20 protein-coding genes are annotated in these 20321 nt (G+C 36.2%); 6 read left to right on the forward strand and 14 right to left on the reverse strand.

What is annotated here, in order from left to right; genetic code table 11:
* The first annotated feature begins 103 nt into the window (after positions 1-103).
* The 4 genes from CHRYMOREF3P_RS16770 (at position 104) to CHRYMOREF3P_RS16785 (ending at position 3362) form a co-directional block, all read left to right on the forward strand.
* Positions 104-850 (forward strand): carboxypeptidase-like regulatory domain-containing protein, encoded by a 747-nt coding sequence (locus CHRYMOREF3P_RS16770; RefSeq protein ID WP_077413791.1) that lies wholly within the window; start codon positions 104-106, stop codon positions 848-850.
* Positions 851-1669, forward strand: coding sequence for a hypothetical protein (locus CHRYMOREF3P_RS16775; RefSeq protein ID WP_077413790.1), 819 nt, complete (start codon positions 851-853; stop codon positions 1667-1669).
* 15 nt (positions 1670-1684) lie between these two features.
* Complete coding sequence (locus tag CHRYMOREF3P_RS16780) at positions 1685-2488, forward strand: carboxypeptidase-like regulatory domain-containing protein (RefSeq protein WP_228408627.1); 804 nt, start codon at positions 1685-1687, stop codon at positions 2486-2488.
* 139 nt (positions 2489-2627) lie between these two features.
* Positions 2628-3362 (forward strand): SIMPL domain-containing protein, encoded by a 735-nt coding sequence (locus CHRYMOREF3P_RS16785; protein WP_180565081.1) that lies wholly within the window; start codon positions 2628-2630, stop codon positions 3360-3362.
* 69 nt (positions 3363-3431) lie between these two features.
* Here CHRYMOREF3P_RS16785 and CHRYMOREF3P_RS16790 read toward each other — a convergent pair whose 3' ends face one another.
* From CHRYMOREF3P_RS16790 to CHRYMOREF3P_RS16810, 5 genes are all read right to left on the reverse strand, one after another.
* Positions 3432-3944 carry a GNAT family N-acetyltransferase gene (locus CHRYMOREF3P_RS16790; RefSeq protein WP_180565082.1) on the reverse strand — a complete coding sequence of 171 codons (513 nt, stop codon included), beginning with the start codon at positions 3942-3944 and terminating at the stop codon, positions 3432-3434.
* A gap of 3 nt (positions 3945-3947) precedes the next feature.
* Positions 3948-4169: a PspC family transcriptional regulator gene (locus CHRYMOREF3P_RS16795; RefSeq protein WP_034695702.1), complete on the reverse strand. Its 222-nt coding sequence runs from the start codon at positions 4167-4169 to the stop codon at positions 3948-3950.
* Between the two features lie 92 nt (positions 4170-4261).
* Positions 4262-5518, reverse strand: a complete 1257-nt coding sequence (locus CHRYMOREF3P_RS16800; protein WP_180565083.1) for a DUF2851 family protein — start codon at positions 5516-5518, stop codon at positions 4262-4264.
* 28 nt (positions 5519-5546) lie between these two features.
* Complete coding sequence (gene bshA / locus CHRYMOREF3P_RS16805; RefSeq protein ID WP_047420302.1) at positions 5547-6695, reverse strand: N-acetyl-alpha-D-glucosaminyl L-malate synthase BshA; 1149 nt, start codon at positions 6693-6695, stop codon at positions 5547-5549.
* Positions 6696-6699: 4 nt separating this feature from the next.
* Positions 6700-8418 carry a glycoside hydrolase family 3 protein gene (locus CHRYMOREF3P_RS16810; RefSeq protein ID WP_180565084.1) on the reverse strand — a complete coding sequence of 573 codons (1719 nt, stop codon included), beginning with the start codon at positions 8416-8418 and terminating at the stop codon, positions 6700-6702.
* A gap of 116 nt (positions 8419-8534) precedes the next feature.
* Between CHRYMOREF3P_RS16810 and CHRYMOREF3P_RS16815 the strand changes: the two genes are divergently transcribed.
* The gene (locus CHRYMOREF3P_RS16815; protein ID WP_077413785.1) at positions 8535-9083 is read left to right on the forward strand and encodes a hypothetical protein; all 549 of its coding nucleotides are present in this window, start codon (positions 8535-8537) and stop codon (positions 9081-9083) included.
* A 268-nt stretch (positions 9084-9351) separates the two neighbouring features.
* Here CHRYMOREF3P_RS16815 and ribA read toward each other — a convergent pair whose 3' ends face one another.
* The 8 genes from ribA to CHRYMOREF3P_RS16855 form a co-directional block, all read right to left on the reverse strand.
* On the reverse strand, positions 9352-9948 hold the full coding sequence (ribA, locus tag CHRYMOREF3P_RS16820) for a GTP cyclohydrolase II (protein ID WP_077413784.1): 597 nt from the start codon (positions 9946-9948) through the stop codon (positions 9352-9354).
* 21 nt (positions 9949-9969) lie between these two features.
* Complete coding sequence (locus CHRYMOREF3P_RS16825; RefSeq protein ID WP_047373996.1) at positions 9970-10428, reverse strand: hypothetical protein; 459 nt, start codon at positions 10426-10428, stop codon at positions 9970-9972.
* Positions 10425-11039 (reverse strand): DUF4254 domain-containing protein, encoded by a 615-nt coding sequence (locus CHRYMOREF3P_RS16830; protein ID WP_047382879.1) that lies wholly within the window; start codon positions 11037-11039, stop codon positions 10425-10427. The genes CHRYMOREF3P_RS16825 and CHRYMOREF3P_RS16830 overlap by 4 nt, the downstream gene beginning before the upstream one ends.
* 15 nt (positions 11040-11054) lie before the next feature.
* Complete coding sequence (locus CHRYMOREF3P_RS16835) at positions 11055-11267, reverse strand: twin-arginine translocase TatA/TatE family subunit (protein WP_047373994.1); 213 nt, start codon at positions 11265-11267, stop codon at positions 11055-11057.
* A gap of 31 nt (positions 11268-11298) precedes the next feature.
* Entirely contained in the window at positions 11299-12861 is a 1563-nt protein-coding gene (locus tag CHRYMOREF3P_RS16840) for a murein hydrolase activator EnvC family protein (protein WP_180565085.1), read from the reverse strand.
* Positions 12858-13709 (reverse strand): DUF4292 domain-containing protein, encoded by an 852-nt coding sequence (locus tag CHRYMOREF3P_RS16845; RefSeq protein WP_077413781.1) that lies wholly within the window; start codon positions 13707-13709, stop codon positions 12858-12860. Before CHRYMOREF3P_RS16845 ends, CHRYMOREF3P_RS16840 begins: the two co-directional genes overlap by 4 nt.
* Positions 13710-13815: 106 nt before the next feature.
* Positions 13816-14832, reverse strand: coding sequence for a sugar phosphate nucleotidyltransferase (locus CHRYMOREF3P_RS16850; RefSeq protein ID WP_077413780.1), 1017 nt, complete (start codon positions 14830-14832; stop codon positions 13816-13818).
* Positions 14833-14967: 135 nt separating this feature from the next.
* The gene (locus tag CHRYMOREF3P_RS16855; RefSeq protein ID WP_077413779.1) at positions 14968-16395 is read right to left on the reverse strand and encodes an oligosaccharide flippase family protein; all 1428 of its coding nucleotides are present in this window, start codon (positions 16393-16395) and stop codon (positions 14968-14970) included.
* A 100-nt stretch (positions 16396-16495) separates the two neighbouring features.
* Between CHRYMOREF3P_RS16855 and CHRYMOREF3P_RS16860 the strand changes: the two genes are divergently transcribed.
* A complete protein-coding gene (locus tag CHRYMOREF3P_RS16860) occupies positions 16496-17833 on the forward strand; it encodes a dihydroorotase (protein ID WP_180565086.1) in 1338 nt (445 codons plus the stop codon).
* 155 nt (positions 17834-17988) lie between these two features.
* Here CHRYMOREF3P_RS16860 and CHRYMOREF3P_RS16865 read toward each other — a convergent pair whose 3' ends face one another.
* The gene (locus tag CHRYMOREF3P_RS16865) at positions 17989-20286 is read right to left on the reverse strand and encodes a GH92 family glycosyl hydrolase (protein ID WP_180565087.1); all 2298 of its coding nucleotides are present in this window, start codon (positions 20284-20286) and stop codon (positions 17989-17991) included.
* Between the last annotated feature and the right edge of the window lie 35 nt (positions 20287-20321).

Below are 20321 nucleotides of genomic sequence, written 5' to 3' on the forward strand. Positions count from 1 at the left end.
TAGAAGGCAAAAATCAAAAAGAAATATTAAAACGCGTTAACTGTGGTTAAACTTATGGTATACATTAAAAATAATTTTAGCTTTGCTCTATAAAAAACAGCCAGTGAAACTCAAACTATTCTTTTTTCTATCCTTTATTTTTTTTATACATACCCATGCCCAAAGTTATATATTCGGAAGAATTACATCTGAAAATGGTGCTGAAATGGAAGATGTGAATGTAATCAATATCCGTACTGATGAAATCGTAGTTTCCAACAGAGACGGTCATTTTATGATTTCCGGAAGACAAGGGGATGAATTACGTTTTATCAAAGCAGGATATGAAAGACTCACGAGGAATGTTTCTCAGGAAAATATACAATCTCCTATGAATATAAGCCTTGTTCGCCAAACCATTCAGATTCCTGAAGTGGAAGTGAAACAGGGGCTTACCGGCAATCTTAAAATAGATTCAAAGCTCTACAACAAGCCTAAAAAGGTTGAAAAGCTACTCAAAGATATGGACCAATATATGGCTAAGAAATCTGACCCGAGAATATTGGCAGCCAAGCCGGGGGAATTTGTACAGCCAAAAGGGCAGGGATTCTCTATAGGAAAAGTGAAAAACAAATGGGATGACGTAGATTTGATGAAATACATCAGAGCGAGTCTCGGAGATGATTATTTTACCAATCTTAAGATCGAAAAACCTCTGATAGACCATTTTATTTATTATGTTTTTGCAGGTGGTTTTGAGAGAAAAAAAATACTGAAATACGGATTTTGCAGTGATGCAGATCTGAACAGGTTCCAACGTTTTGTTCTGACAAGAATTTCATCCTACCGTGCTCCACAAACTCAAAGATAGATGAAAATAAAATGTATCGGAAAGATTCTGTTTATTGCGCTTTTTTGTATTACTTCGGGATTATGGGCGCAGCAAAAGATATCAGGAAAAGTGATCACGGGGAACGAACTGGATTTAACACCTGTACTCATTGTCAATATTTCACAAGGTAAAAGTATGTTAAGTGATATGTCCGGGACATTTGAGATTGAAGCAAAAGAAAATGATGAGATCAGATTTGTTAAAGAAGGATACTACCGTGTTGATAAAAAGATTACCAGCGAAGAAATGAATTCTCCATTGAATATTATTCTCAAAAGAATGGAAATCCAGATTCCTGAAGTGAAAATTACCTATAAGCCTACAGGAAATTTAGCGAAAGATAATCAGCATTTGAATGAATCTAGAAAGCTTCAGTCGTTAAAATCTGATATGGAGGATTATATGAAAAGTCCGCTTAATCAGCCTTTACCGAATAATACCATTTCAAAAACTTTTACAGGACATGATTTTAATGTAGGGCAGGTAAACCTGTTTGGCGTATTTAATGCTGTATCAGGATTGGTAAAGAAAGCAACAAAACCTAAAATTACCAAAGCGAATTACAATGAAACTCAGGATTTCCTTAAAAGAGTAAAAAATCAGGTCAACCTGAATTTTCTGAAAAAATACGGAATGGATGAGGAACAGATAGATACCTTCCTCCTGTATGCAGAAAAAACACGTTCACTGGCAAAGAGATACAGGAAGGATTTTCAGATAAGTGTTGTAGAGTATGAGCTTAAAACAGCATTCGCGGAATACAGCAAAACGAATAAATTAGAGGGAACTAAAGAATAATAAAAGTTGGGGTATATGACTGAAAATATTGAAACATTTGGGCTGAGAAAATTTCTTCTTTTCCTTATGCTTCTGTGCAGTACTTTTATTTTTTCTCAGCAGACCGTAACAGGACGGGTAGTGGATGATAATGGAGAAAACTTAAGTAAAGTGATTGTTATCAACATGTCTTCCGACAAAAAGGTATATTCTGATTCAGAAGGGGTGTTCTCTATAGAAGCCAATCCGAATGATGAACTGAGATTTGTAAAAGAAGACTTCAACAGAACATCCAGAAGAGTTCTTACCAATGGTGTTAATTCTCCGCTGTTTATTACTCTTTATCAGATTCCGAGAGATGTAGGAGAAGTGAAGATTGTAAAAAAACTAACGGGAGATCTGGAAACAGATTCACGGATTGTTGCAAAAGTAGATAAAGGAGAACAGGTGAGAGATGCAGTAGGGCTTCCACAGCCGGTTGGAAAAATGAGAGAAAAACCAGCCGAAGTGAAGAGTGTTCTTTTGCCGATACTTTTAGGAAATCTGAATGTTCAGGGAGTTTATGATCTGATAAGTGGTAAAGCGAGAAGACAGAAAAGACAATATAGATATGATGATCTTCAGGAACATGTTGCCTGGATTCGGGACAGGATAGATGATGATTATTTTGTAAAAGCCGGAATCCCCGCTGACAGAATTTCAGAATTTATTCAGTTTTCATTTTTAGCAAAACCTCAGGTACGAACCTATGTGAAAGCAAAAAATCTTTCAGGAGTAATGCTGAGGTTAGAAGAAACAGTACCTCTTTTTATCGTAAGACTGAAAGAAAACCAAAAGTAGTTGAAGAGAGAAATATCTAGCTATGCTGAATAAGTTGTATTTTCAATCTTTATCTTTGAAATGTTAAAAAAATCTTAAAATATTGGAATGGTAATTGATACAATCTTCAGTGTAACAACAACCCAAATTCACAAGTTTTATGAATAAAAATATTTTTGCAGTAGCTATAGCCGCGCTGGGTTTCATAATCGGGCTCGGATTTTTAGGAAACGCCATTAAAAACAGAAACAAATCTGAAAATACAATTTCCGTAACAGGCCTCGGTACCAAACAGTTTACATCAGACCTGATCACCTGGTCCGGAAGTTTTTCCAAAAATAATGCTGATCTGAAATCGGCTTATGATGAGTTGGCGACAGACAGAAAAGTAATCAATGACTATCTGCTTTCAAAAGGTATACAGCAGAAGGAGATTGTATTTTCTTCCGTAGATATCCAAAAACAGTTCAAAAGTTATAATGATACCAATGGAAATTACGTACAGGGAGAATTCTCAGGTTATAATCTTACCCAAAAAGTTTCTATTGAAAGTAAAGAAGTAGGAAAAATAGAAAACCTATCCAGAAATATTACGGAAATTATCAATCGCGGAATTGAATTCACCTCTTCTTCACCAGCCTATTTTTACACTAAACTGGCTACCGTGAAACAGGAAATGATTGCCAGTGCGACAAAAGATGCCAAAGAACGTGCTGAAAAAATTGCTGAGAATTCTGGAAGCAGCCTGGGAAATCTGAAGAAAGCAACAATGGGAGTAATCCAGATTACAGCCCCCAATTCTAATGAAGACTATTCCTATGGAGGAACTTTCAATACTTCTTCCAAAGAAAAAGAAGCCAGTATTACCATAAAACTTGAGTACGAAGTAAACTAAAACTTGTTTAAAACTTTTGTGGTTAAAAAAACAATAAACGCCGGAAAACAATTCCGGCGTTTTATATTTTTAGTGATAAATAATATTGTAAATTTCTTTTTTTGTTTCCTCCACATTTTCAGGAGTGTAATTAGCAAGCAGCCATAAATTCAAAGACTTTTTCCCCTCACCATAACTTGGCTGAATATGAGTATCGTCAATCAGACTGAAATTATTTCTCTGATAAAAAGAATAACGTCTTGCAGCATCTTCACTCAAATCTGCAGGTTCAATTTCTAAAATAACCCCCGGATAGTTTTCTGAGATATGATTGATGATATGAGAACCCAGTTTCTTACTTCTGAATGCTTCAAATACTTCAAAATGCTCTACAAAAACAAAAGTGCTAAGCTCCCACAAGATGAGGTAGCCAATAGCTTCAGACTCATGGACAACAGACATGAACTTTACATAAGGGTTTGAAAATAAACCCTCAAACTGTTCTTTATCCCTTTGTTCGTCTACAGGAAAAGTAGTGGTGTAAGAAGCATAGATTTCCTGAATTCTATGATCTTCAGCAGAAGTGATCGGTAAAAATTCCATAATTTATAAATCAAAGACACTAGGTCTTCTGGTGATGAAAATATCTTTAATCCAAAGTGTGAATGCCAATCCCAGATAGATCAGAAAGAAAAAACCGGCTGTGGCAAAAGTCGAGTAAATGAAGAAGATTCTCAATTTAGATACAGGAATTCCCAGTTTGGCCCCCGTTCTTGTCAGTACACCAAACCATTCTCTTTCCATTTTATGACGGATATTACTCAGCATTTCCAGATTGTTATTTAAAAGTTTAAATCCAATACTGCAAGTTAAGGAATTTTTTTGATAAGGTTTTTGTATGATGTTATCTATAAAGAGAATTATTCTTTTAAAAGTTTAAATCCAATGCCACAGGCTAAACAATTTTTTGCTTCACAATAGTTTTTATGATGATAGATCAGGCTTTGGCTTTCGAGTGCATTGGTAATGTTTAGTCCAAGCTTTTGCCACCCATTAATGATCGTGTTTTTTTCAGCAGAAACAGTTTTGTACAGTTCAATAATTTCATCTGCAATCTCTTCCCGATGGTATTTGTGATAAGTGTACTTTAAAGGAAGAACAGTATTTAAAATCAGAAGATCAATGAAATCCTTGCTCAGTGTTTTAGGCTGTACCTTTGAAATATTTCCGAAATTAAAATGAAAATCCCAGTATTCAGAGGCTTTTATAGCTTTAAAGATAGTATACAGCTGATCTGCATTTCTGGCTTCCATAATCTTTGAAAATAGATTCTGATGTTTGTAAAGGTCTGCCATCTGAGACCATCGGATTGTAGGGAAATTGGGTGGTCTTAACCGTAAAAACTTAGGATGAAACTTCAGATCCGAAATCGAAAATTTGGCTTTAATGAAATCAAATTCCCTTTTCCATATTTTCATCTGTCCATCCTGCGGATTCTCTAGCCATCCCGATATTCCGAAAAATAAAGCTTCAAGCTGAAGAGGATTCTGGCGGATTTTATTAATAACACTGTAATCCACACTTTCGGCAATCTGCCGGAAAATATGAGCATTTACTTTTAATCCAAATGAATAGGCGAAACTGTGAAACAATACGGCTTCAAAATTATTTTTATACTGAATTAAATTCCGCTCAAGTTCCAGGGATTTCTCATCCAGCTTTTTCAGAATATTCTCTTCGTGGAAGTTCAGCGGTATTTTTTTTGGATTAAAGATATTTTCACAGGGAATAAATTCATTTCCATTAATGAGTTTTTCATATTTCTGGATGATATTTTCATCGATATGATTTTTCAGCTCCAGAGCTGGAACATGTTTTCCGGTAAGTTCTTTAATTTCTATGTCATGCTGAAGTACAACATGCAGAATGATGTTCTGATAATTGGGATCTTGAGAATGATTGTGGAAAATCCAGTCTGAAGAACGAACATGCAGTTCTATATTTCCTGCGAGAAGTAAGCCGTTGATTTTTATTTTAGCATTCAGAAAATCAGGGCCAGCATTTTTATTCCATTTTCCGAAATGGATGATTTCAACGGAATTTCCTTCAATATCCTTGAAGTCAAAATTTTTGAAAACCTTATAGTTCCAAAGATATTGAAGTAGTTTTTCCGTCATAAGTGTGACGATAAATATAATAGAAATATTATACTTTCGTCAGCTCCTTATTAAAGTTTTCTATAGTCGTTCTATACATTTTCTCATAGATAGGAAGAATGTTTTTCAAATCGAATTTTATAGCCTGATCTTTCGCGTTTTGCTTCATTTTGGTTAAAAGTTCATCATTGCTCAACAGCTTGATGGTGTAGTTGCTCATGGCCTCCACATTTCCGATTTCAGCAAGATATCCTGTTTCTCCCTGAATATTCACCTCAGGAATTCCTCCTGCATTGGAACTGATTACCGGAGTATAGGCGGCCATTGCTTCCAAAGCAGCCAGACCGAAACTTTCCTGTTCGGAAGGAAGAAGAAATACGTCTGAAAGCTGTAAGATTTTATACAAATCATTTACCTTTCCTAAAAGACGGATTTTGGAAATAAGATCTGGGTTTTCTTCTAAAAACTGATTGACTTTTTCCATATCGGGACCTTCACCAATGATGATCAGTTTGGATTTTACCTTTTTCTCCACATTCTTAAAGATCTGAAGTACCTCGTCCACACGTTTTACGGGACGAAGGTTGGATACATGGATCAGGATCTTTTCATCAGGATTGGCAAATTGTGTTCTCTGACACTCAGAGCAGTCATCAAATTCAGAATTGTCAATAAAATTGGTAATCACCTGAATTTCCTTTTTGATGTTGAAAAACTGAAGGGTATCTTTTTTCAGACTTTCAGAAACCGAGGTAATAGCATCTGATTGGTTGATTGAAAATTCTACAGCATGCTTATAACTCGGGTGCTGGCCTACAAGCGTAATATCTGTACCGTGCAGGGTAGTTACCAGTGGAATATCATTATTGTCTTCCTGAAGCATTTGCTTTGCTGTAAAAGCCGCATACGCATACGGAATGGCATAATGTGCATGAAGAAGATCCAGTTTATATAGATTAACAACCCTGTAGATCATCGAGCTTAGCGCAATATCATAAGGCTGATACTGGAACAGCGGATAGGTTTGAACATTTACCCTGTGGAAGAAAATATTCGGGTTGGTAATGTCTAATCTTGCAGGAAGTGCAGAACTGATGAAATGCACTTCATATCCTTTATTGGCAAGAGACATTCCTAATTCTGTTGCTACAATTCCGCTTCCTCCATATGTTGGATAGCAAAGTATGCCTATTTTCATTAGATTATTGTTGTTTTGATGTTGTATTATTTACTGAGGTAACCACATTAAGATCAATACCCATTCCTGGTTTCAGCTGATCATTAACCAGTACAGGAAGTTTCCCCCATATTTTTGTTTTTCCGTTTAAAGCATCAGCTGCGGCATTCATTGAATCATCATTGTTTTCATAAGAAACCAGAACTGTTGAAACTTTTGAAAGGTCAATATCCTTTAATGCGTATGCACTTCCGAATACATTCAGAATTACATTTTGATTTTTGGCAAGCTCAGAAAGAACCTGCTTGGATTCTGCTGAAACTTTATAAGGTTTGTAAGCTGTTGAATTATCTTTATGGAATCCGACAATGACCGTTGATCCTGCTGGAATCGTATTTATTTCTCCTGCTTTTTTGATGATTACGTTATTACCTAATCTGTTGGAAAAAGTCTGGTAAGGGGCTTCTTCCAAAGGGACATAGTAAATCTGCTTTCCTGTAAGAGGAAGTAATTTCTTTTCATCCTTTAATAAAGTCAGTGCATTGGAATAAAGATTCTGTACCAGCTGGATATGAGAATTGTTATTTAAATCAGCATTGATGTTTTCCGGATTTTTTGGAGTGTATTGAGTAAGGCCAAGGAAATACTTAGTCAATAAGATTTTTTTTACACTTTCTTCTACTCTGGATTGAGGAATTTCTCCTTTATCAATAGCTTTTTGAATCAGTTTTTTACCTTCAGAAACACCTTGTGAGAAAAGCATAATATCATTTCCAGCTTTAAAAGCCATAGCATCCAGTTCTCCCGGCTTGTATTTATTCGCTACAGCACCCATATTTAATGCATCGGTAATGATTAAACCTTTATAACCCAGCTTATCTTTAAGCAATCCGGTAATGATGTTTTTAGAAACGGAAGCAGGGATTCCTTTTCCTGATTCTAAGCTTGGAACATATAAATGGGCAACCATTACTCCTCCGATTCCTTTATTCATCAACGCTTTGAACGGCGCCAGTTCTATGGTGTTAAGCCTTTCCATTGAGTGGGAAACCACTGGAAGGTCAAGGTGTGAGTCTGTGCTGGTATCTCCGTGGCCAGGGAAATGTTTAATAGCTGCTAAGATATTGTTGTCCTGAAGGCCATTAGAATAGGATAGGGCAGAGCTGATTACATTATCTACTTCAGAACCAAAACTTCTGTTGCCGATGATTGGATTATTAGGGTTGGTGTTAACATCCACTACAGGAGCAAAATCCCAGTTGATTCCCATTCTGTGACAATCCTCAGCAATTTTTGCGGCCATCTGATACACAAGGTTTTTATCCTGGATTGCACCCAATGTCATTGCCCAAGGAAATTTGTGAGCGGTTGCTATTCTCTGATACAATCCCCATTCTGCATCCATACCGATCATCAAAGGAACTTTAGATTTTTGCTGAAATTCATTGACCAGATTGATTTCTCTTGCAGCATCGTCCTGCATTAAGATCAGACCGCCTATTTTATCATTGGCAACAATGTTTCTTACCTGGCTGATATAGTCTTCTCCTTTATTGGTGTAAAGTGCCACAATAAAAAGCTGTCCTAGTTTTTCATCCTGAGAAAGATTTTTATAAGTTTTGTCAACCCATTGCTGAGCCTTTTTCAAATCTTCCTTAGAAGCATTTTTAGGCTGATATTGGGCGTTCACCTTAGGACTTATCAATGCGACAATAAAGAGTGAAGTATATAATAATTTCTTCATGACTTTTTGAATAAGAACAAAAATACAATTAAAAAAATGAGGAAAACAAAGTTTTTGAGATTTTTGGTATATGATTTGAATACGCAATATAAATAATAACTAAACTTTAATAAGAAATGAAAAAAATACTTCTCTTTTTATTCCTGGGTGCTGTTGGATTTACAGCTTACAGTTGTGATAATAGTGATGATACTGTAGTACAGGGAACAGATTATGATACGATAAACCAGTCATTTGATATAAGTCCTAGTTTTACTAAGGTGGATGATAATCTGTACAGATGGACTGATGATTTCAACAGCCCATTAGTACAATCCGATATGGTCCTTATTTATATGCAGGTTGGAACTGACGGAGGTTCTCCTATCTGGAAACTTCTTCCATATACCCGTTATGTAGGTAATGCGAATAATGATGCTGTAGATTATATTTATGAATTCAGTAAATTTGCTGCTACCATTAATATTAATTCTACTGCTGCGTTTAGTTTAACGGCTAATCCGTCATATTATCAGAATAAAAATTTCAGAGTACTTATTCTTCCTGCTAATGGAACGGGTACTGGTGGAGCAAAAGCAGCTAAAGGTAATGTAGTAGATTACAACGATTACAAGAGTGTAATTAAATATTACAATATTGACGAGTCTAAAATCAAGACTAAATAATTTAGAATATCTTTTCAGTTTTTTATAATTAAAAAAGCTCCGGGAGAAATCTCGGGGCTTTTGATTTGTTAATGACTGATTAGAAATGATTTTATAAGATGCTGTAATTTGAGCATTATTGATAGTATAGAAAGAAAGCCAGGTGTTGCTAAATTAAAGCCCTATTTGAGTGTTTTCCGTGTGAAATTTGTGGTCTGAATAATGACAGTTTCCCAAGGTAGTAAGGTAAAATAAAAAAGCTTCAGAAATTCTGAAGCTTTTGTTTTATTTAGTTATCATTGTCATCCAGAAGATGTCCAAAGAAATCTTTTTTTGTTTGCAGATATCCTTTGCTCATTTCGTTCGCAGGAATCTGTAGCGGTACTCTTGAATTAAGGTGAATGTTGCTGTCTACAACATATCTTACCTTTTCAGGATTGTTGGTCAGAAGGTTGATGTCTTTTACTTCCAACAGATTCAGGATTTCAATGGCTACTCCAAAATTTCTGTCATCTGCAGGAAGTCCCAGTTCAAGATTGGCCTGTACGGTGTCCAAACCTTTTTCCTGTAAGGAATATGCCTTCAGCTTGTTGATGATCCCGATGTTCCTTCCTTCCTGGCGAAGGTAGATGATAATTCCACCGTTTTCATGGATATATTTCATTGCAGCATCCAATTGTTGGCCGCATTCACATTTTTTTGAATGGAAAACTTCTCCGGTAATACATTCTGAATGGAAACGAACATTGACAGGCTTTGAAAAATCTGTATTTTCAGCCACGATGGCCATATGAGGCATCCAGTCGTTTTCGTTTTCGGAGAAAGCTATCATTCGGAAAGTACCGTGTTCTGTGGGAACATTGGCTTCCGCCTGAATTTTAATCATTGATAGTTGTTCAATTAGTTTTTAACTTCCTGGCAAAGCATCTTCAATAACAGAGATATTGGTTTTTAAACGAACCAGATATCTGTTGAGAACTTCATCGTCATCTCTGTCAAGATTTTGTCTTAGCTTTTGAATTTTTTTGTATGATTTTTCAAAGCTTTTAAGGGCTCTGCTTTTACCGGCAGAATTACTGGCATCAATAGCATATAAATAATTCTGAAGGCTGTATTTCAAACTGGTAACCTCATCGTTCAACCCATTGTTTTTAAACTTGGGAAAAGTGGAGATCATATTTGAAATTTCAGAAGCATTTACATTTTCTTTAATATTGATATTAAAATTCTTCTTTGAGCCTCTGTCGGAATCAGAACCTTTAGTATCACTATAAAAATTATTCGACAACGGTGAAAGGTTTAGCTTTTCCGTTGCGCAGGAAGATGTTAATATGATAAGTACTCCAAGAAAAATTAGTCGTTTCATTTCTGTTGCCCTTTTTGATAAAGGATTGGGTTAAGACTTTCATCGTTATACATTTTCATTTGTTTGTATACTTTCATCTTAACGTTACCGTTCTCAATATCAGCAAGCAACTGATTAATAGAAGTTGACAGGTCCTCTTTCTGAGTAAGCAGAACATCCAGTTTAGCCTGGCAGTTGTTTCTGTGTTCTTCAGAAGCCGATTCTCTATTCGCTTCTAACGACATATGATAAACCTTTAATGCAAGAATTGATAATCTGTCTACTGCCCAAGCGGGAGTTTCTGTATTTATTTTTGCTTCAGATTTAGGAGTTATATTTTCAAACTTAGTAAGGAACCAGCCGTCAATATATTCTACCAGATCAGTTCTTTTCTGATTGGAAGCGTCTATTGTTCTCTTGAGTTGAAGAGCTTCAGCCGGATCAATATTTTCATCTCTAATTATATCTTCCAGATGCCATTGAACGGTATCAATCCAGTTCTTTGCATACAAAATCCGTTCCAAAGTATCTTTTTCGAACGGGTTATTAATTAGAGTGTTAACGTCATCAGACACGTGATAGTCTTCAATAGCTTGATTGAAGACTTTCCATGCAGTCTCAGTAAATTTCATTAATTCTAAGGAATTTTAGTTGCTTGGAGAATTATTATCGTTCGAAGTTGGTTTTTTTTCAGAACCTGGCTTGTCTTCTTCTTTTACCGCATCTTTAAATTCTTTGATTCCTGAACCTACTCCTCTCATTAATTCCGGAATTTTCTTTCCTCCAAAAAGTAATACTAAAAGTATTGCTACGATAAGGATGTGTTGCCAAGATAAGGCAAGTATTGTTAGTGTATTCATCTCTTAAAATTTTTGCAAAGTTACACTTTTTTTAATATGAAATCCAACCTAATGGGTCAACTGGTGTACTTCCATTCCATACTTGGAAATCAAGAGTATAAGCGCCATCAAAATCCTGGGCTATAGTACCTATTGCAGTTCCTGATGAAACCTGCTGTCCTTTGGAAACATTTGCATTGGATAAGTTGGAATAAATAGTAAAATACCCTCCGTGTTTGATAATAACGGTCTTGGTACCATCACTGCTTGCTACAACCGAAGATACAGTTCCCGGGAATACAGATTTAGCACGTGTACCTGAAGGCACAGAAATTTTAATACCGGTATTGTCTTCAGAGATATTTTTGAAAACCGGGTGCTGCTGTCTTCCGAAACGGTGGGTGATTTGTCCGGCTCTGTCTGCAGGATATCCAAGTCTTCCTCTATTGTCTGCAAAGCTGTTTCCGGTAGCGGAGGAAACTCCGTAGCTTGTCATTGCTTTTGTTTCAGCAGCCTTTTTATCTTCTTCTTTTCTCTTCGTAAGGGCAGCTTCTGCGGCTCTTGCAGCTGTTAATTTATCAGCAGCTTCTTTAGCTCTTGCATTGGCTTCGTCTGAAGCTTTTTTAGCGGCTATTCTTCTGGACTCATCTCTTGCATTGGCTTCTGCCTTGGCAGCATCTTCACTACGCTTTCTTTCTTCTTCAGCTCTTTTTGCCGCCAGATCTGCAGCTCTTTTAGCTTCAGCTTCAGCAAGTCTTCTTTCTCTTTCAAGGGCTTCGGCTCTTGCTTTGGCTTCCGCTTCAATTCTTGCTTTTTCTCTTTCGGCAGCTATTTTTGCCAAACGTATTTTTTCTGCTTCTGCTTTTCTTCTTGCTTCTTCCTCTGCTTTAGCAATTCTGATTTCTTCAGCAATAATAGCTCTGATCTGTCCTTCCAATGCTTTGGACTGAACTTGCTTCTGCTTAAGTTCAGCGGTCAGTTTGGATTCGTTTTTCTTAAAATCAGTTACCAGCTGCTCTTTCTGAGCTCTTTCAGCATTGATCGTCGCCAAATCCTTCTGTTGGTTTACCAGAAGGTTTGCTTTCTCTTTTACAGAGTTTTGTCTTTGTGCAATTGTTTTCTTGATCAGGTTGGCAGCATTGGTAATTTCAGCTGCTTTTTTATCCTGATAATCTGAGTATTGTTTCAGGTACTGTACTCTACGTATACCTTCTCCTAGATTTTTGGCAGAAAGAATAAAAGTTACTTTGTTCTGTACACCTTTATTTTTATAAGCATTCACCAAAACCTCAGCATAGTTTTTTCTCAATACAGCCAGTTCTTTGTTCTGACGATTGATTTCCAGCTGACGTAAATAGATATCATCCTCAATGAATCTTTTTTCTTTCTGAGTATTATTATATACCTTCTCTCTTAAAACCAATTTTTGGTTCACATTGGAAAGATAAGCTACAGAAAGCTTAGATTCACTTCTGGTTTTGGCTAAATCGGAATTTATTTGTGCAATTTGTTTTTTAAGTTCGGCATTCTGCTTCTGCAGCTGTTCTTTGTTCTGCTGTCCCTGGTGCAGTCCAAACATCAAAACACCTATTAAAAAGCTAAATTTTTTAATCATTTAATCTCAATTTTCTTATAACTGGATGGTACAGAATAAGGTGTTTCCATCCTCGAAAAGTCAAATTTCGTATTTTCCATTAAGATCTGACTAGATTTTGAGCCTTTTATAATTATTTTAACATTTTTTGGAAGACGGATTCCTTCATATTCATTCCAGTCACTATAGGAAACATCAAGTTCGTCTGAAGACAGAATATCTTTTAAATTGACGGATAATAAATCGTAATTAGTGTCGTATTGAAGTGCAATTTTATATTCCCTGTTTTTTTCATCTGTCGTAATTTTCTGATTGATGTTAGAAACCATTTTGAAGCCTTGTGCATTTTGTGTCAGATCAAATTGTCTGTCATTTATTTTGACAAAAGTTCTTCCTAACAGGATTTTCTCCAAAGATTTATAATCAATGAAATTAACGTTCAGTAAATTATTAAGATAATCAAAGTCTGAATCTATATAGGTTTTGTTGATCTTATCCTGGCCTTTTATTCCTTCAGGAGTCGCAATACCTCTGGCCGCATTGATGAATAAAGCTCTGAGATTCATCCATACCTTTTTGTCATTTTCAATATAGACAGTAGCATCCAGGGTAGGGACATAGCTTCCCGTTTCTACCCGAACTTTGCTGTCAATCTTGATCTGCTCAAATTTGGGTGGAATCAATACATGTTCGAAAAAAGTGAGTTTGTCTCTCACCGGTTGGTTTACATCTTTTGGATTTCCATTGTCTTTATCCACTGTTGTAGTAATACTGTCCCGTGTCTGATCTGTATCATTTTGAACTTTGGTACGGGTCTTACAGGATGATAAGACAAGAAGCAATAAAAGAAGGGGAATCCAGTTTTTCATGTATTTATCTTTAATTAAAAAATACGGTGCAATATTAACGCCAAACCACACAAAACATGTTGTGTGGCTTGATGATATCTTGTTTAAGTAAATAATTTCTATTCTTTTATTTAGATAGAAAATCTAACACGGAATAGTCTCCCAAAGAAATTTCTCTGGCCACTCCGAAATATTGTGCAGAGTTACCGATCATAGAATTAGAAAGATTTCCGTGATTGATTCTGGTGTTTTCCTGAATCAGGGAGTTTTCAATATTAGAATTAACAACCGTTGTATTGTTTCCTAATGAAACTCCAGGTCCTACTTTTGAATTGGAGATTTTTACATTTTCACCAATAAAGCACGGCTGAATAATCAAAGAATTTTCAATCACAGCAGAAGCAGGGTGATTCATCATTTCCTCTCTTTCATACTCAAGGATTTTGCTGTTAGTTTCTACAGTGGCATTTTTGTTACCACAGTCCATCCAGTCGTTTACTTTTCCAAGGGTAAATTTGGCTCCTTTAGATCTAAGGTTTTCAAGTGCTGTTGTCAATTGATATTCACCTCCGTTTTTAATATCATTGTCCATGATATAGTTGATCTCTTCCATCAGCTTTTCAGCACTGTTGAAATAATAAATACCAATGATGGCAAGATCTGAAACATAAACAGTCGGTTTTTCAACAAAATCTGTGATGAAACCGTAATTGTCTAATTTTACAACTCCGAAAGCAGATGGATCTTCTACACTTTTTACCCAGATCACTCCATCAGAATTTTTGTCTAATTGGAAGTCTGCACGGAAAAGGGTATCTGCAAAAGCAATAACGATATCTCCCTGCATAGATTGCTCAGCACATTTGATTGCATGAGCGGTACCAAGAGGATCGTTCTGATAATATATGCTTCCTTTTGCTCCTAGCTTTTCAGCAATCTGAATAAGGGATCTTTCGATCTCAGGGCCAAAATCTCCGATGATAAAAGCTACCTCTTCAATATTTTCTCCTGCAACTTTAGCAATATCTTCCACCAATCTCTGTACGATAGGTTTTCCTGCAATAGGAATAAGCGGTTTTGGAACTGTCAGTGTATGGGGACGTAATCTGGAACCACGTCCAGCCATAGGAACAATAATTTTCATAAATTATATAAAAAATTTTTTATAGTTATTTTAATAATTTGGTTAAAGATAATAATTAAAACCTTTGTTGGTATATGATTTATATCTTTTTAATATTTGAATAGGTTTGTTTACTATCAAAATAAAGACCAAAGTTTAATTTTTTCTGATTCTCGATAAAATCAAGTCTTTTTCGGAATAAATCAAAATTCCGGTGAAGATCAGAAACAGGGCATTACTTGTTAGAATATTATAATTAAGATATTTTACAATGATAAAACTAAAGATCGCAAGTAATATAAGGAAGAAGGACATTTTCTTCATTCTGTAAGGAATAGGATAATATTTCTGCCCCAGAAGATAAGATACAATCATCATAATAACATAGGCTCCAAACGTAGCCCACGCAGAACCGATCATGCTGTGATAATAGGTTAAGGCTAAAAGATTAAGGGCAATGTTTATTCCTGCTCCAAGCCATGAAATAACAGTTCCTACACTGGTTCTGTCCGTTACTTTATACCAGGTGGAAAAGTTATAATATATTCCGAAGCAGAGATTGGCAATAACAATAATCGGGATGATGTCTATAGCGATCCAATAAGATTTGTTGGGAATGAAAACTTCTTTCAGCCAGGATATATTGGCGATAATTCCTAACGCTACGGCACAGGCAAAAAAGGAAAAGTATTCTGCTACTTTGGCATAAGTCTTTTTGGCATCACCTTTATCCATTTGTTTAAAAAAGAAAGGTTCAATACCCATTCGGTATGCTGTGACAAACAAGGTCATCAGTACAGCCAGTTTATAGCAGCCACCATAAGCACCGGCTTCTTCGTCTGAAATATGATTTCTCTGGATAGATTTATCAAAATTTTCATTGACCATAAAAGCCAGACCTGCCAGCATGAGCGGAAAGGAATATTTGATCATACGCCCGAACAAAGAGGTCACAAACTGAAATCTTACTTTTAATATAATAGGAAGGAGTAATAAAACTCCTAAAGCGCTTCCTGCCAAATTACTGAAGAACGGATAATCTACATTTTGGTCCAACCCAAAACTTTTGGATATGTTTTCCGGAATCCAGAAGAATAATGCTGCTGTAAAAACAGCCTGAAATATAGCCTGAACAACTCTTACAGCAGAGTATTTGATGGGTTTATTATGAAAACGCAGCCATGCAAACGGAATCACCAATAAATTATCAAAAAATGCAATCAAAGCAAACCATCTGATGTATTCAGGATTATCATGATACCCTAAATAATCTGCAATAGGCTGATTGAGTAAATAGCACAATGCAAGAAAAACCGTGGACGTTGAAAACAAAAACCAGAATGAAGTATTGAACGTTCTTTTTTCATTACCCTCTTCAGCTGAAAAACGGAAATATGCCGTTTCAAAACCGAAAGAAAGAATGATATTAACAAAAGAAATCCACGCATAAAGCTGGGTGAAAATCGCAAAACCTTCATTGGGAATTTTATAAATCAAAAGTGGATTCAGGATGAATAAAATAATTCTGGGTGCTATAGCCCCCGCTCCATAGATGATTGTCTGCCCTAATAGTTTCTTATACAAAGTCGAAATTTTTTACAAATGTAAAACTTTAAGTATTCGTTTGGTGATTTTGGGGTGAATTAAAACATAAAATCTTAATTTTACGGGGAAATAAATTGAAATGAAAGTTCTTATAAAAAACGTAAATATCGTCAACGAAGGAAAAGTCTTTGAAAGCGATATCCTAATAGAAAATGACTTAATTTCCAGGATAGCTGCTGATATTTCTGAAGAAGCAGATCAGATCATTGATGGTTCAGGAAAGTATCTTCTTCCGGGAGTAATCGATGATCAAGTACATTTCCGTGATCCGGGACTTACTCATAAAGGAGATATTGAAAGTGAATCAAGGGCGGCGATTGCCGGTGGAGTTACCAGCTTTATCGATCAGCCCAATACAGTACCGAATGCTGTTACCCAGGAACTGTTAGCAGATAAATATGAGATTGCTTCCCAAAAAGCTTATGCCAACTATGGTTTTATGATGGGAGGAACCAATGATAATCTGGAGGAGGTTTTGAAAACAAATCCAAGAAATGTTCCCGGAATCAAATTATTCTTAGGCTCATCTACAGGAAATATGCTGGTGGATAATCCGGAAACACTGGAAAATATTTTCAGCAATACCCAAATGCTGATTGCTGTTCACTGTGAAGATGAAGCTACGATCAGAGCCAATACTCAAAAATACATGGATGAGTATGGTGAAGATATTCCTGTAAAATTCCATCATTTGATCAGAAGCGAAGAAGCATGTTATATATCTTCTTCCAAAGCTATTGAACTTGCCGAAAAAACAGGAGCGAGACTTCATGTTTTTCATCTTTCGACAGCAAAGGAAATGGAACTTTTCAGAAATGATATTTCTTTAAAAGATAAAAAGATCACTGCTGAGGTGTGTGTTCACCATCTGACTTTTACCAATGAGGATTATGAAACAAAAGGCGGACTTATCAAATGGAATCCGGCTGTAAAAACTCAAAAGGATAAAGATGCCCTTTGGGAAGCATTGTTAGATGACAGAATTGATGTTATCGCTACAGATCACGCTCCACATACTGCAGAAGAAAAAAATAATGTATATACAAAATGTCCTTCAGGAGCACCTTTGGTACAACATTCATTAGTTGTGATGCTGGAAAACTATAAAAACGGTAAAATATCCCTTGAGAAAATCGTTGAAAAGATGTCTCACAATCCTGCCATCCTTTTTAAAGTTGAAAAAAGAGGTTTTGTGAAGGAAGGATATAAAGCAGATTTGGTTTTAGTTGATTTAAATGAAAACTGGACGGTTTCTAAAGATAATTTACTGTACAAATGCGGTTGGAGTCCTTTGGAAGGAATGAACTTCCACTCGAAGGTTACCCATACTTTTGTCAATGGACATCTTGTGTATGATAATGGTAAAATTGCAGAAGAAAAATTCGGAGAGAGATTGCTTTTTGAAGCTAGGGATTAATAAGATATAACCGAGGAATATAGTCTCAGATTAACCTGAGATTGTCAAGATAATTCAATAGGAGCGGGCTTTAGCCCGCTCTTTTATTTTAAATCTTCCATTGGCTTTAGCCAAAACTTGTTCTTAGCTCTCGCAGATCTGCGAGAATATATTTTTTACTTTTTCGCCTTACTGCCCATATAAAATGTCAGCTTCCCACCATTCATAATCTCAGAATGCTTCAGCGTAAAGGTTTTAATCTCTTTTCCATTCAAAAGAACCTTTTGAACATATACATTTTTCGGACTTTGATTAATAGCTTCAATTTCAAAAGTTTTTCCGTTTTCCAGATTCAGTACAGCAGCAGCAATCGCAGGACTTCCTATTGAATAATCTTCTGAACCGGGTGCTACAGGATAGAAGCCTAATGAACTTAAAATATACCAGGCACTCATTTGTCCCGCATCATCATTTCCGCCCAATCCATCTGGTGTAGCTTTATACTGCATTTCCAAAATACGGCGGATCTGTGCCTGTGCTTTCCATGGCTGTCCTGCCCAGTTATAAAAATAAGCGACATGGTGAGCGGGTTCGTTTCCGTGAACATATCCCCCAATGATTCCTTCCCGGGTAATATCTTCAGTGTCTGCAAAGAATTCGTCAGGTAAATGCATCGTGAACAGTTCATCCAGCTTTGAGGCAAATTTCTTCTTTCCACCTATCATCGTGATCAGCTCATCCGGATTTTGGGGAACAAAGAAACTGTAGTTCCATGAATTTCCTTCAATAAAGCCCTGTCCATGAGTGCTTAACACATCGAAATCTTTTTTAAAGCTTCCATCTGCCAGACGCGGACGCATAAATCCTATTGTTTTGTCAAAATTATTTTTCCAGTTTTCAGATCGCTTGATAAACTGATTGTAAATTTCTGTTTTGTTTAAATGTTTTGCCAATTGAGCAATAGCCCAGTCATCATAAGCATATTCCAGTGTATTGGAAACTGAAGTTCCGCTTTTCTCAGCCGGAATATATCCAAGATCGATATATTGGCCGATTCCTTCATAATTTCTTTTGTTAGCCGTTTCTATACATGCTTTTAATGCTTCTTCAGGATCTCCTTCATAATTTCCTTTAATAATAGCATCTGCCACTACACTTACACTGTGATAACCACTCATACACCAGTTGTCATTGGCATAATGTGACCAGATGGGCAGCATTTTCATAGAAAACTGGTTATAATGAGCCATCATAGATTTTACCATATCACTATTCCGTTTGGGCTGAATAATATTAAAGAATGGATGAAGAGTACGGTAAGTATCCCATAAAGAGAAGGTCGTATAATTGGTAAAGCCGTCTGCTTTATGAAGGTTCTGATCCAGACCTTTATATTCTCCATTAACATCCATGTAAGTCGTTGGATTGATAAAGGTGTGATACATCGCGGTATAAAAATTCGTTTTTTCCGTATCAGAACCTTTAATGACAATTTTATTTAATTCCTTATTCCAGCTGCTTTGAGTCTGAGCCTTAACCTGATCGAAATTCATACCTCCGGCTTCTTTTTCCAGGTTTTCCAAAGCGTTGGTTTGACTTACAGGAGAAATGGCAAGCTTTACTTCAATAGCTTCATTATCATTAGTGTCAAAATCGAAAAACATCTTCAGGTTCTTTCCCGCAATCTCAGGGAAATTCTGATTTTGGTCAAATTTTCTCCAAAACCCTTTATAAACCTGCTTCTCATCGTAGTTTTTCTGACCATAAGATTTAAAAGGTTTTGAAAACTTCATCGCAAAATAAACCGTTCTTGTTCTTGCCCAGCCATTGGTCTGGCGATATCCGGTGATGGTATTTCCGCTTTCTACACGCACGTATGTCCATACATTTTTTCCATCATAATTGTAAATACCTGCCATGAGATCCAGAATAATATGGGACTGATCAGACTTTGGGAAAGTATAGCGGTGGATTCCCACTCTTGGTGTTGCTGTCAGCTCTGCCAGAATATTGTGATCATCCAGTTTTACTTTGTAATATCCAGCTTCAGCTGTTTCGTTTTGGTGAGAAAATCTGCTTCTATAGCCGCTTTCAGGATTGGAAGCTGTTCCGGGATTCAGTTGAAGCTTTCCTACCATTGGCATGATCAGAAAATCTCCAAGATCGGAATGTCCCGTTCCACTGAAGTGGGTGGAACTGAAACCTACAATGGTTTTATCTTCATAGCGGTAGCCGGCGCAGTATTTATAAACCTCGCCATTATATTTTCCGTTAAGTTCATAAGATATAGTATCTGTTTCAGGGCTTAGCTGTACCGCACCAAAGGGAACTGTAGCTCCGGGATAAGTATGGCCCATTTTTTCAGTGCCGATCAGCGGATTGACGTATTGTATTAATTTTTCAAATTTTTGGGCATGAAAGTTTGCACTTAAAAATAATAGAGAAAGAAAAACAATGGGTCTGTGATTTTTCATTAATGACAATTTTTCAAAGTTTAAAATTAATTAAA

The organism is Chryseobacterium sp. JV274 (assembly GCF_903969135.1).
In the GTDB taxonomy this organism is placed as follows: domain Bacteria; phylum Bacteroidota; class Bacteroidia; order Flavobacteriales; family Weeksellaceae; genus Chryseobacterium.